The organism is Rhizorhapis sp., from assembly GCF_035276005.1.
GTDB lineage: Bacteria > Pseudomonadota > Alphaproteobacteria > Sphingomonadales > Sphingomonadaceae > Rhizorhapis.
On sequence record NZ_DATEMB010000055.1, the window covers coordinates 13,935 to 26,502 of the forward strand.

Consider the following 12,568-nt stretch of genomic DNA (forward strand, 5'->3'; position numbering starts at 1 on the left):
GGGAATGATGCGCGGCGATCCGGTCTCCTATCTGCTTGCCCTTGCAGGGGTGGCGATAGTCGCCGCCATTACCGCAGCATGGTTGCCGGTTCTGGGCGTCGCCTCCTCGGCATTGCTGTTCCTGCTGCCGCTCCTGCTGGTTGCCGCACGCGGCGGCGTTGGTCCTGCGCTGGTCGCGGCGGCGGGAGGCGCGCTCGCCTATAATTTCTTCCTGCTCCCTCCGCGCTACACTTTCCGGATCCATGGCGTCGACAATCTGGTGAGCGTGCTGGTCCTGTTCTCGGTGGCCATCGTGACGAGCCGCCTGGCAGCGGCGCTCAAGGCACGCCAAGCCGACGCAGCCGGGCGCGCCGAGGCAAATGCCGAAGCCGCGCAATTTGCGGGTCTGCTCGGGCAGGGCAAGGCGGCCAGTTCCCTTGATGGGGCTCTGGATTGGCTCGGCCGGACCTATGGCGAGGCCAGGATCATCCCTTTTGGCGCATTGCTCCAGGCGGAAAGCAGCCTGTCCACCCTCGATCTCTCCGCACTTGCATGGGCGATGCACAATGGCGACGTAACAGGACATGGCTCCAGCATCATGCCCGCTGCCGAGTGGACATTTCTGCCCTTGAGCCCGCGCCGCCAATCCGGCACCGACTTGCTTGCGGTGGCGCGTCCCATGAGCGGTGCTACCCGCAGCGAACTGGAACTGGCTCAGCTTCAGGCGCTGGCTAGGCTATTGGGGCAGGCGCGAGACCGGATCGCGCTCGAAGAGGAACGGCGCGAGCGTGAACGCCTGGAGGATCGAGATGCCTTCCGCCGTACGCTGCTGGCTGCGCTCGCCCATGACTTTCGCACGCCGCTGACAGTGGTAACCGGGGAATTGACGAAACTTGCGCCGGGGGACGAAGGCGCTGCGCATGCACTGGTGGAGGCGCGGCGGCTGGACCGCATGATGGACGACTTGATCGGGGCGGCCCGGATCGAAAGCGGCGCACTGACGCCGCAGATGGAAGCCGTCGATCTCGTCGACATCGTTGCCGATGCGCGCACGGCTCTGGGAGATGGCACGGAACGGCTACGGATGACGCAGGATGTGAGTGCGACATTGCCCTTGGTGGAGGCCGATCCGGTGCTGTTGCGGCACATCGTCGTCAACCTCGTCGACAATGGCGTCCGGCATGCACGATCCAAGGTCGAGGTCTCCGCACGGGAACGCAACGGTTCAGTGGATCTGACCGTGCAGGACGATGGTCCCGGTATACCCGATCAGGACCGGACCCGTATTTTCGAGCGGTTTGCGCGTGTTGACGGCAGTGACCGCAGCGGCGGCAGCGGGCTGGGGCTTGCCATTGCCAAAGGCTTCGCCGATGTGATGGGCATGACGATCAAGGCCGAAGAAAACGGGGAGGGCGGCGCCCTTTTTCGCCTCACCATGCCGGTGCGGAAGATGAAAGGGCCATGACACGCATTCTGATTGTCGACGATGAACCGGCAATCCTCCGGCTGTTATCGGGCGTGCTGGAACGCGGTGGCTATCGGGTGGAGGTTGCCGGGACCGCAAAGGACGCGATGGCGGCCCTGGAGCGTGGCGGCGCCGACGCGATGCTGCTCGATCTTGGCCTGCCTGACCGCGATGGGATGGAGATGATCGCTGCGGTTCGCGCCCGGCATCAATTTCCTGTCATTGTGATCACTGCCCGCCACGACACCGCTGAGAAGATCGCGGCGCTTGACCTTGGCGCTGACGATTATGTGACCAAGCCTTTCGATGCCGATGAGCTGCTAGCAAGGCTGCGGTCCGCGCTGCGCCGTGCAGGATCGTCCGCTTCGAAGTCAGATCTCAGCTTCGGGCCGGTCATGCTGGATGCAGCGCGGCATCAGGTGACGTGCCGGGGGCAACCGGTTGCGCTCACCCCACGCGAATTTGCGGTGTTGCAGACGCTGATGGAAGCCGGAGGCCGCCTGTGCACCCACGCGGCATTGCTTGAACGCGTGTGGGGCAAGGCGCATACCGGTGACGTCGACTATTTGCGGGTCGTCATCCGCGCGCTGCGCCTCAAACTGGAGACGGACCCCGCACGGCCGGCCCTTATTCGCAACGAGCCAGCCATTGGCTATCGGCTGATGGATTGAACGCGAACTGGCTGACCCATTCTGCGATCATCTTTCGGCCTGCTGCCACGGCTGTTGGACCGTGAAGGTCATGCGCAGCCCGCAGGGAGGCTTCGTCCCCTCCAGCTTCGATCACTGATTCCGGCCATTCCTCGATCCAGGCATCGAAGCGCTCATCCTCACCCATCTCGGCATGGAATTGGAGCGCCAGGATATTGGGACCGCGCCGGAAAGCCTGATATTCATAAAGATGGCTGGAGCCGAGCGGCTCTACATTGTCCGGCATGGTGAATGTGTCGCCATGCCAGTGAAGGACCGGCACATCCTCCAGATGCCGGAGGGGAGATGAGATTCCCGCTGCGTTCAAGCGAATGGGATGAAACCCCACCTCCTTATGTGGTCCGGCATAGACCTCCGCGCCCAGCGCCGCCGCCATCATCTGCGCGCCAAAGCAGACGCCCAATGTGGGCCGGCCGGCCTCAAGCCGGTGACGCAAGCGGCGGAGCTGGCAGGCGATCCAGGGATATTGATCCTGTTCATAAACGCCCATCGGGCCGCCCATCATGATCAGCAAATCGGGTTCCCGCAGTTCGAGAGAACTGAAGGCGGGATCGGAGACGTCGATCCGGTCGATAAGATAGCCTGCCTCCTCTATGGGCTGCCTATAGCCTGCGACGCCTTCATAGGGGACATGCCGGATGATCAGGGCGGATTTCATGGTCGCTCCTATGGGTTTGGGGCGGGGGGAATGGAAAGATAGACTTTCTTCAATGCCTTCAATCTTTGTCTGTCGCGGATAATCCGCCTTTTGCCTGGTCAACCTAAACTTGGCTTGACCGCTATATTTCTACCATATAAGTAGAGATTACTGATGCAAGGGCCTTCTGGTAAAAGGTCCACGGTCTTTCGACCGCTCGGTTGCCCGCGGCTTTTGACAGGGATGCAGCTTGCTCCGCGTAACCAACGGCTAAAGCGCGCGATGCTCGGGCGACCACGCCAGGCATCGTGTTTCCCCCAGCCAATTGGGAGAAAACGATGCGTATTTTCATGATGTGTAGCAGATAAGGAAACGGTCGGCCGTCCGACCGTAGAACCAGTCAATCTGAAGTCAACAGCATGACGGAACGCTTTGCACGGCGTTTCCGGCGAGGAACAGCCATGTCCATCATCATCACCGAAACCGATCTTGCAGCAATCGCCCGCTACCCCTTGTCGCTTCAGGAGGCCGCCCGCGCCCTTTGGAGCGGAAGGGAGCCCTTGCCCAGCGACTATGCGGGCAATGCGCCGCAAGCCAGAAAACAGACGCGCCGCAAGCCGCGCTGACAGGATGAATAGCCGGGAATTTCCCCTTTACCCGGCCAAACTGGGCCGCGCCTTCAGCTCAACCCCGGCGCGGCCGATCTTTTCCTGAAGATACCGAATAGCGCACAAGCCGCCTGGCCTTCGAGGTTCTAAAGCTTCGCCGTGGCCAAGGCTTTCACATACGGCCGATCGACCACACCGCGAGCGACATGGCTGTACTCGGAATTCTGTTTCCCATGCCTCCAATGAGCCCTGCCGCAGGGGGAGCCAGGCGCTGAATGAAGCTTGCCCTATCTAATGCCGGTACCCCAGTTCGGACATGTTCTTCGCGTAAAAGTTAACGCGCTCTGATGGAAATATTGCAGTTTTATGTCAGTTCTGCGTGCTATTTTTCTTGCTGCCCCCAATTCCGTTAACCATTTTTTATGGTGCGCCGTGGGAATTCCACCCGCGAAAAGGGGGCAAGAATGTATCTCCGGGCAATAACCGCGGTCGCAAGAAATTTTCATGTACGGCCAGGCGAAAGGCGCTCTCTGGCCGTGCGAGTCCGTCTGGCTGTCGCCCTGCTGTGCGGGCTGCTGCTGATCCTCTCTCTTGCCGTCATTGCGGGATTGGTCGTCGGCCAGGCGGGTCTCGCGAGGTTGGTCGACAACCGGCTGGGTCCTGTGAGCGATCTTCAAAATGTCATCAGCGGCTATGAGGAGGCCTTGGGCATCGCCAACAAGGTGCGGAGCGGCAATCTCACGATGCCGGGCGGCGAAAGCGCGCTTCAAAACGTAAAACATAATATCAGTGTCGGCTGGGAGGCGCTGCAAACCCATGCTCCGCGGCAGGCGGGAGGGATAGAGCTCCTCTACCTGCTTGACCAGCGGGAGGAAGCCGACTCGGTTCTTGAAGAACTGGGCAAGCGTCTGGAAGCCAGAGACACGGACGGCCTTGAGTTCCTGATGGCCGGCCGCCTTTACAGCGGCGTTGATCCGCTACTTGCGGCTGGCCATAGCTATAGCCAGGGATTGCGGCAGCTTGGCCGGGAGGAGCGGGCCCAGCTCCGGCTCCTGACGTCGGTTACGATGCTGATCATTACTTTTGTCTTCCTGGCGGGCATTGGCATTGGCTGGGCTGTCCTGAAGACCGCGTCCCGCGAAATCGTAGAGCCAATGATCAGCATTGCGAGCTTCACTGCCGAAGAGGTGGCGAATGGCCTGGCCACGGTGGTGCCCTACCAGGAACGGCAGGATGAAATCGGCGATATTGCTCGTGCCATCCAGCTTTCCCGTACCCGTTCGGCGGAAGCGACGGCATTGCTGGAGGATAAGCATCGGGCGCAGCGGGAACTGCGAATGCTGGAAAAGGCCGCCACCGAGGCGGCAAAGCAGCGAGCGGCCACTCTCGACCGCCTGTTCGCTGAATTTGAGCGTGGCCTGTCCGATCTGGTTGCGGGTCTCGCCGCGGCTTCCGCGACGATGCGCGATATGGCGCGCGGCATGTCCGACGCTGCGACGCGGTCTGAGCTGCAGGCCGAAACAGCGGCCAGCAATGTCGAGGAGATCGCCATCTCCATGACCCAGATCGAAGAGGCAAGTTCCACGCTGCTGCAGATGATCCGCAATGTGGAGGACAGCACCCGGTCAGCGCGCGAGCAGAGCAACAATGTTCACGCGCAAAGCCGTCAGAACCGCAGCCGCGCGCATGCGCTTGAGGAACTGGTGGAGGACATTCACGGATCACTGGACCTCATAACCGGAATTGCGCGGCAGACGAATATGCTGGCGTTGAACGCCGCCATAGAAGCGAACAAGGCCGGTGAGGCGGGCAAGGGATTTGCGGTTGTCGCCCTGGAGGTGAAGGAACTTGCCCGGCAGACGCAGACCGTGGCGGGTACGATCGAGGCCCGGCTGGCGCGGATCGCCGAAACATCAGGCGAAGTGCTTGGAAGTGTGGCGCTGGTCGAGGAAATGGCGAGCGGGCTGGACCGCAATGCCGATCTCATCGGAGAAGCCGTGGAAACGCAGAGCCGCTCCAGCCAGGAAATCGTAGGGGCACTGGCCTTTGTTCGTCAGGGCAGCCGCGATGCCGCGGTCGGCATGGCGGACCTCACCGAACAGGCGCACCAGGTCCGCACCGCCGCCGACGGCTTGCTTTTCACGGCGGCCGATATTGCGGGCAAAGCGGAAACGCTGAGCCTGGAATTTACCCGATTGGCCGGGGAGGTGAGAAAGGCCGCATGACGACGTGCCACGGCTAATCTGCTCGTCCGCGGGTGCCGTTTCCACGGCACCCGCATCGGACCTCAACGCGAGCCAGGTGGCGGGAGGACGGAGTCGGACCGGATTAGCGGTTCCTCTCCGTTCGGCATGATCAGCCGATCATAATAATCGGAGGTCGAGGTTATCAGCCCGTCCTGATTCACTTCCACCACCACGACGCCGCGTGCATTGAAGCTCTTCATCGTCGGCAAAAGGGGCCGTTCGGCCGTGCCCAGTGGCGAGCCGTCAAAGCGGCCTTGCGCCTTGTACTGGACGACCGCAACCGGGCCGTCCACGAGCACCCGTTCCGCCTCCATGTTGAATGCCGACACTGCACCGCGCCACCTTTGGTGAAGAAGGGCGACGAATTCCTTGCCCTGCCGCTCTATGCCGAAAGCGAGGTCGATATAGACGCCATCAGCAGCGTACAGGTCCGCGAATGCGGCGGCGTCGTCCCGGTTGAAGCGTTCAATCCACGCCCTTGCGGCGGTTTCGGCCAAATTGCGGTCAGAACTCATGCCTATCTCCTCTATTGTTATTGATGCAGCGGTCTTTCGTCTTCCGGCTGTATGCCGGGGCCCATGCTATCCCTCGGATGCCGATGGCGTGCATTACACAACGTGTCTGCAATCCTCTCTGACGGGCGCCTTCGGGCGGGATCCTCTGTCGCCATGCTGTAGGGATAACGGTGCCCCGCCAAGAAATCTCAAGATGAACTGAAAATGTCAATATAGACAGAAAATCTTCAATATGGGTGGCGAGCGGATTTCGCGGGACCTGCATCCCAAACCATTCTGGCTTACCCACATTTTCCGGGATAAATTAGATGCTTAGGGCGTTTTACGGTGACTTTGGGGGAATGCTTCCGGATAAGCCTATGGTTTGCCTGAAATTTTCCGCCATGTGCTCACCAAGATTATCCGGCCGAACAAAACGGAGGATAGGATGAGCGCCCCGGTGCCGAACTTGTTTGTCATTGGCGCGTCAAAGTGCGGCACCACATATTTTCACGATCTGCTGGGCCAGCACCCCAACATCTTCATGTCGCGAAAAAAGGAACCCTGCTATTTCATTCGTCCCGATCATGCAGATTATCTGGAGGACTATCTGGCCATGTTCCACGAAGGGGCCGGTCATATGTGGCGTGGCGAATCGAGCCCGGCCTATTCCGAAACGCTGGCGTTTCCGAATGTGGCCCGCGATATTCACCGCCTCTCTCCGGACGCCAGGATCATCTATCTGGTCCGCGAGCCTTTCGCCCGGTTCAAGTCCGTCTGGGCACAGACGCTCTGCACCGGTCATTGGGCGGAGGAAAAGCTGTTCCCGATGAAAATGCCGCGTGCCTATCGCGAGGCGGTGTTCACATATCCCACATTTCTGGGCGGGTGCCGCTACTGGACCAATTTGAGCAAGTTCCGCACCTATTTTGCGGATGAGGCCATCAAGGTCATTCTGTTCGAGAAATTCATTGCCGACGTTCCGGGGACGGTCCGCGAGGTGCTCCTATTCCTTGGAGTTCGCGCCGACGTTCCGATGGAGCTTCATGCCGGGAAGCAGAATAGCCGTGCGGGAAAGGCCATCTATCATCCCTGGAGCAAACGCTTCGGCCGTCTTGTGCCGTCCAAGGTAAAGGATATGATTCCTTCCCGCCTGCGGCTCGGATTGCGGGCGCTGGTGAACCGCTTGCCTAACCCGGAGTTCGATCATACGGATCTCACCGCCAGCGAGATGCATGAGATCCGCGAACAACTGGCTCCAGAGGTCAGGGCGCTCTACGAATATATGGGTGTAAAAGGCGATCCTTGGAACTTCTTCCCACCCCTGACGGCCCCCGGCAATCGAGGCCCGGCTGAGATGGCGGTGGAGCCAGTCACGAAGGCGAGGCGCGGCTGATGGCGGCCAGTCTGACGCGCCAGGCCGCCAGCGGCGCGAAATGGACGACTTTCGCCTCCATCGCCACCGCGCTGATCAGTGTCGTTCAGATCTCCGTACTGGCTCGCTACCTCAAGCCGTCGGACTTTGGCGCTGTCGCGTTGCTGCTGGTCATTCTGGAAATCTGCAATGTGTTTGTAAGGGTCGGTTTTTCCGACGTCCTTGTGGTCAAGTCCGAAGCCACTCGCCGGCAGCTTTCGACGCTATATTGGGTCAATGTGGCTGTAGGTGTGGCGATTTACGCCTTGCTCTTCCTCCTGGCCCCCTGGTTCGGCGGCCTGTTCACTACGGTCGACCTTACCGGCATGGCGCGCGTCATGGGATTGATATTGTTGTCCGGCGCCCTGGTGGTGCAGTTCGATGCGCTCATGCGCCGTGAAATGATGCTGCGTCAGCTCGCTCTCTTTCGGACCGCCACCCAACTAGTGGGGCTGGTAGTCGCGGTCTGGCTGGCGGTCACCGGATATGGTGCGTGGGCGCTGATTTTCGCGAACCTCGCCGCGCAGCTTGGAATGAACCTGCTCTTGTGGGGAATTGCCATTCAGCAGCGCTGGCTTCCTGGCCGTTGGGGAGCGCTGTCGGAGATCACTGAATTATTGCACTTTGGCGCCTACAGGGTTGGAGCCTCGCTGATCTATGCCCTCAATTCCCGGGTGGATCAGCTTTCGATCGGAGCTTTTCTGGGGCCGGCGGCGCTGGGCTATTACAATCTCGCCTTCAATCTGGCGATGCAGCCCTTTCAGCGCATCAACCCCATTCTCACCCAGGTGTCCTTCCCGATCTTTGCCAAGGTGAAGAATGATAATGACAAGCTGCTCAAGGGATATCGCAAGGGGCTGCGCCTGCTGGTCTCGGTCAATGCACCGCTGTTGCTCGGACTGGCGGTAGTCGCGCCCCTGCTGGTGCCGGCGCTGCTCGGCCCTCGCTGGCAACCGGTCGTTCCGGTGGTGCAGGTGCTGACCATTGTGGCCTTGTTCCGTTCGGCCTCCAACATCAACATTGGCCTTATCCTGGCGAAGGAAAAGTACAAATGGCCATTTTACTGGGGCCTGGTGTTGCTCTGCGTGGTGCCGCTCACCATCATTGTGGTGTCGAAATTCACGGGTTCGCTCGTGGTGGTGAGCGCAACGCTGGCCGCCATACATGCGTGTCTTTTCGTTCTTGGCTATCTGCTCTTCCCGCGTCGGTTGCTGGGGCGTTTCGACGGGTCATTCCTGAGTGATGTCGGGCGCCCCGTATTGGCGGCATGCCTGATGATGCTGGCCGTCATGCTTGCCATCCAGGAGGTGACTTGGGGCTCGCTCTGGACAAGAATGTTCATAATGGTGGCGCTGGGAGGAACGATTTACGCTGCAGCATCCCTGCTGATACAGCGCCAGCATACCAGCGAAGTCGTCGAATTCCTGCGGGCACGCGGCTGAGTAAAGCAAATTTCCGTCTAGTGGATGACTATACGAAAGCATTGTATTCGTACGAAATAATATACCTAATTTCCCTTTGAACGTAACACTAGCTTCGCCATCAACTGTTTCAACGTAACAGGGCAGCATCAACTGTCCATCAGTATTGAAGGCGGTTTGGAGAGGCTAGGTTGAGCATCGTGCTACACAGGCGGCAATTTTGCATTGCCCGCTCCCGATACGAATTCGGCCCTGATTGGCGCTGTCTCGATCTGCCCGACGGGTTCATCCTCTCCTACCAGACTGATCTGTCCATCCAGCGGATCAGAAACGGGACCGGGGAAACCACTATACTGGGACGATGCTTCTCAAGCGTCCCGCAAAGTATGGAACGCTGCGATCTTGCCGGGCGCTTCGCGATCTTGAACTGGCCTTATGTGCAAACAGACGCCGCTGGCTTGATGTCCTTATATTATGGCGGAGACGCGCTTCGGCCTTTTGTCACATCGAGCCCGGCTTTGGCCGCGCACCTCGCGGAGGCAGACCATCTTCCGATTGAGCTGAAATGGAAGATCGGCCTCAATTGGATTCCAACCCCCGGCAGCAGGGTAGCGGGAGTCGCCCGGCTCATGCGGGATCAGATGTTGGAGATTCCCCATTTGGCCGTCGAGTTCTTTCCGCGAGACGTGATCCCATCTGCCTCTGTGGAACAGGCGGCGCATATTTTGAGCTCAGGCCTTATCCACGTCTTGCGCCAGGTCGAGGAATCGCATGGCAAGGTTTACCTGGCGCTCACCGCCGGCCTGGATTCCCGCACGCTCTTTGGGGCTTTGCTGGCCGCTGACGTCAAGTTCGAGGCCATTACGCAACGCTTTCCGGGCGTGGATCCTGGCGATCTGCGAATTCCAGCGGATCTGTGCCGCTATGCCGGGATTCCTCACAAGGTCGTGCGGATGGACAAGCCTGATGAAAGGGCAATGGCCGCGCTCCGGATCCACACTGCAGATTCCTCGGAGGGCGCCGATGGAATCTATCTGATTCCTGGGAACAGCTACGGTTTCCTGGAAAAAGATACCGCTCTCGTTCGGGGTGGATGTTTTGAAGTTGGACGGCGCTTCTATCGGCGCCGACTGGGTGAGCTCGAACTTGCGGGTGCAACTGGGGAGCAGCTACTGTCCAAATTCGGTTCTGAAGCCAAAGGGGATATGGCGGGGTTCCTGGACCAGTGGCTCGCCTGGCGCCGGAGCCACCGGGACGGGCTGGATCTTACCGACAGCTTCTATCTTGATCAGCGGTTGGGCGGGTGGCTCTCCGCATTGGAACAGGGGCTGGACGTCCTGGCTGGAAATTCAGTTCAGCCCGTAAATTGCGAGCGCTTTTTTGCTGCCTTGATGGCTCCAGAGGCGGAGGAGAGATACACAGGATCTCTGCAGCATGACATCATCCGGGGCTTTGACAAAAATCTGCTTAAGTTCCCCGTCAATCCGGTAAGCTTCGGGACAAAGATGAGAGCCATGGCGAGAAAGAGCAAGCGCCAGTTGCAATCGGCAATGCAGCGGGTTCTTCAATCAGCACTGTGCATGATCGGCCTTAGATTGTCTGTTCGTGAGGATACGCTTCTCGAAACGGCGACGCTGCTTGCATGATGTTCAGAGGATCAGCTTAATTCGGGCGTTATTTCGGTTCCGGTGCGAAGTCCACCTGGATTGCCACCGTGCTGGTCGTCTGGCGCGGCACCAAAGGTGCAGCCGAGGTGCTGCCGGGGTTACATCGGATCCGTGCGCTGCTGCCGGTCGCCCTTTTTCCCAGGCTTTTTTCTTCCAAAGCCTTTTTTGCCTTCCCCCGCAGGTCCGGCTTTGCCGCGGCGAGGCCCCGGAGCGTGGGGCTTGCCTCTCACATTGTCCTGGCGGTTGCGCCGTGCTTGGTCCCGCGGTTTGCCATCCACAGGAAGGATAAGCACACCGTCGTCCTCGCCCTCGGTGCGCCGCACCGCCGTCAGGAAGCGAGCGGCGGCCGTAGCTGCCACCTCGAATATTGTTTCATTGGCAGCAATACGGATCGCGCCAATGTCGGCACGGCTGACATGGCCGCGCCGGCAAAGCAGCGGCAGTACCCAGCGGGGGTCGGCATTCTGGTTACGGCCGACATTCATGCGGAACCAGGCGCTGCCTTCAAAGCCAGCGCGCGGGCCGCGCGGCTCTTGAGAGGGTTCGCTCGCCAGCAGTTCCTCGGGCTCCGGCATGCGCGCGCGATGGGCATGGACGAGAGCGGCGGCGATGTCCTCAGGGCTGCGTTCGCCCAGCAGGCGGACGGCGAGCGCCCGGTCCTCGTCATCGGCCTCTACCGGCGCCAGTAGCGTTGCCAGAAGCCGCTCGCTGTCCGCTCTGCGAATATCGGCGGCGGATGGGGGTGCGGTCCACTCCGCCGGAATGCGCGCGCCACGCAACATGGATTCCACCCGCTTGCGACGAGGGAAAGGCACCAGCAGGATCGCGGTTCCCTTCTTGCCCGCGCGGCCGGTGCGGCCCGAGCGATGCTGCAGGGTTTCCGCGTCGCGGGGGATCTCGACATGGACGACAAGCGACAGGCTTGGCAGGTCGATCCCGCGCGCCGCCACGTCCGTCGCGACGCACACTCGTGCCCGCCGGTCGCGCAATGCCTGAAGCGCGTGGTTGCGCTCATTCTGGCTATGCTCGCCCGACAAGGCGACGACGGCAAAGCCCCGTTCGGTCAGGCTGGCATGGAGATGCCGGACATTGTCGCGCGTCGCGCAGAACAGCATGGCCGTTTCTGCCTCATGAAAGCGGAGAAGGTTGACGACGGCGTGTTCTATGTCGGCGGGCGCGATCGCCATTGCCTGGTAATGGATATCGCCATGGCCCCGATCCGCTTCGACCGTCGAGATGCGGAGGGCATCGCGCTGATAGCGGCGGGCGAGGGCGACGATGGGCTTGGGCATCGTCGCGGAGAAGAGAAGCGTTCGCCGGTCTTCGGGGGTTGCGTCGAGAATTTCCTCCAGGTCTTCGCGAAAGCCCATGTCGAGCATTTCGTCGGCTTCGTCGAGCACGGCGACCGAAAGCGCATGGAGGTCAAGCGCGCCGCGTTCCAGATGGTCACGCAGGCGGCCGGGCGTGCCGACAACGATGTGCGCGCCATGGGCCAGCGCCCGCCGTTCCTTTGCTGCGTCCATGCCGCCGACGCAGGTCACGACCCGTGCACGGGTGCCGCCATAGAGCCATGCCAGCTCCCGGCTTACCTGCAACGCCAGTTCGCGGGTCGGCGCGATGATGAGCGCCAGCGGTGCCTCGGCAGGACGAAGGGTGCCTGCCTCGTCCAGCAATTGCGGTGCCATGGCGAGTCCGAAGGCGACTGTTTTGCCGGAACCGGTCTGAGCCGAGACGATCAGGTCCCGTCCGGCTGCCTCCGCTTCGAGAACGGCGGCTTGCACAGGGGTGGGCGCGGCATAGCCGCGTGCGGCGAGCGCTTCGGAAAGAAGCGCGGAATGGGTTTGAAAGGTCATTGTCTCTCTTGCGAGGTGATCGGACTGAAGCCCGTCCGGGGACGGGCTAAAGCCCGCATTGGAGGGCCGTTAGA

The 12,568-nt window shown here is 60.8% G+C and carries 10 protein-coding genes; 7 read left to right on the top strand and 3 right to left on the bottom strand.

Features of this window, described 5'->3' with window-relative positions; all coding sequences use genetic code 11:
- Positions 1–4 precede the first annotated feature (4 nt).
- Positions 5–1,444 carry a sensor histidine kinase gene (locus VJS46_RS11610; protein ID WP_324060218.1) on the top strand — a complete coding sequence of 480 codons (1,440 nt, stop codon included), beginning with the start codon at positions 5–7 and terminating at the stop codon, positions 1,442–1,444.
- Complete coding sequence (locus VJS46_RS11615; RefSeq protein ID WP_324060219.1) at positions 1,441–2,115, top strand: response regulator transcription factor; 675 nt, start codon at positions 1,441–1,443, stop codon at positions 2,113–2,115. The genes VJS46_RS11610 and VJS46_RS11615 overlap by 4 nt, the downstream gene beginning before the upstream one ends.
- On the opposite strand, the gene VJS46_RS11620 is transcribed toward VJS46_RS11615, so the two are convergent.
- Entirely contained in the window at positions 2,072–2,812 is a 741-nt protein-coding gene (locus VJS46_RS11620; protein WP_324060220.1) for a glutamine amidotransferase, read from the bottom strand. The two genes, VJS46_RS11615 and VJS46_RS11620, sit on opposite strands and share 44 nt — an antisense overlap.
- Positions 2,813–3,252: 440 nt before the next feature.
- Here VJS46_RS11620 and VJS46_RS11625 point away from each other — a divergent pair, with 440 nt between their 5' ends.
- Positions 3,253–3,417 carry a hypothetical protein gene (locus tag VJS46_RS11625; protein ID WP_324060221.1) on the top strand — a complete coding sequence of 55 codons (165 nt, stop codon included), beginning with the start codon at positions 3,253–3,255 and terminating at the stop codon, positions 3,415–3,417.
- Positions 3,418–3,935: 518 nt separating this feature from the next.
- Positions 3,936–5,624: a methyl-accepting chemotaxis protein gene (locus VJS46_RS11630; RefSeq protein WP_324060222.1), complete on the top strand. Its 1,689-nt coding sequence runs from the start codon at positions 3,936–3,938 to the stop codon at positions 5,622–5,624.
- Between the two features lie 62 nt (positions 5,625–5,686).
- Here VJS46_RS11630 and VJS46_RS11635 read toward each other — a convergent pair whose 3' ends face one another.
- Positions 5,687–6,160, bottom strand: coding sequence for a nuclear transport factor 2 family protein (locus VJS46_RS11635; RefSeq protein WP_324060223.1), 474 nt, complete (start codon positions 6,158–6,160; stop codon positions 5,687–5,689).
- A 427-nt stretch (positions 6,161–6,587) separates the two neighbouring features.
- Between VJS46_RS11635 and VJS46_RS11640 the strand changes: the two genes are divergently transcribed.
- From VJS46_RS11640 to VJS46_RS11650, 3 genes are all read left to right on the top strand, one after another.
- Positions 6,588–7,535: a sulfotransferase gene (locus VJS46_RS11640; RefSeq protein ID WP_324060224.1), complete on the top strand. Its 948-nt coding sequence runs from the start codon at positions 6,588–6,590 to the stop codon at positions 7,533–7,535.
- Entirely contained in the window at positions 7,535–8,995 is a 1,461-nt protein-coding gene (locus VJS46_RS11645; RefSeq protein ID WP_324060225.1) for an MOP flippase family protein, read from the top strand. Before VJS46_RS11640 ends, VJS46_RS11645 begins: the two co-directional genes overlap by 1 nt.
- A gap of 437 nt (positions 8,996–9,432) precedes the next feature.
- A complete protein-coding gene (locus tag VJS46_RS11650; protein WP_324060226.1) occupies positions 9,433–10,620 on the top strand; it encodes a hypothetical protein in 1,188 nt (395 codons plus the stop codon).
- 119 nt (positions 10,621–10,739) lie between these two features.
- Here the strand turns inward: VJS46_RS11650 and VJS46_RS11655 are convergent, their stop codons facing one another.
- Complete coding sequence (locus VJS46_RS11655) at positions 10,740–12,494, bottom strand: DEAD/DEAH box helicase (RefSeq protein ID WP_324060227.1); 1,755 nt, start codon at positions 12,492–12,494, stop codon at positions 10,740–10,742.
- Positions 12,495–12,568: the final 74 nt, after the last annotated feature.

Bases quoted from the DNA above. Each gene is read 5' to 3' on its own strand.
- VJS46_RS11610 (WP_324060218.1), top strand. From the start codon at position 5: ATGATGCGCGGCGATCCGGTCTCCTATCTGCTTGCCCTTGCAGGGGTG.
- VJS46_RS11615 (WP_324060219.1), top strand. From the start codon at position 1,441: ATGACACGCATTCTGATTGTCGACGATGAACCGGCAATCCTCCGGCTG.
- VJS46_RS11620 (WP_324060220.1), bottom strand. From the start codon at position 2,812: ATGAAATCCGCCCTGATCATCCGGCATGTCCCCTATGAAGGCGTCGCA.
- VJS46_RS11625 (WP_324060221.1), top strand. From the start codon at position 3,253: ATGTCCATCATCATCACCGAAACCGATCTTGCAGCAATCGCCCGCTAC.
- VJS46_RS11635 (WP_324060223.1), bottom strand. From the start codon at position 6,160: ATGAGTTCTGACCGCAATTTGGCCGAAACCGCCGCAAGGGCGTGGATT.
- VJS46_RS11640 (WP_324060224.1), top strand. From the start codon at position 6,588: ATGAGCGCCCCGGTGCCGAACTTGTTTGTCATTGGCGCGTCAAAGTGC.
- VJS46_RS11645 (WP_324060225.1), top strand. From the start codon at position 7,535: ATGGCGGCCAGTCTGACGCGCCAGGCCGCCAGCGGCGCGAAATGGACG.
- VJS46_RS11655 (WP_324060227.1), bottom strand. From the start codon at position 12,494: ATGACCTTTCAAACCCATTCCGCGCTTCTTTCCGAAGCGCTCGCCGCA.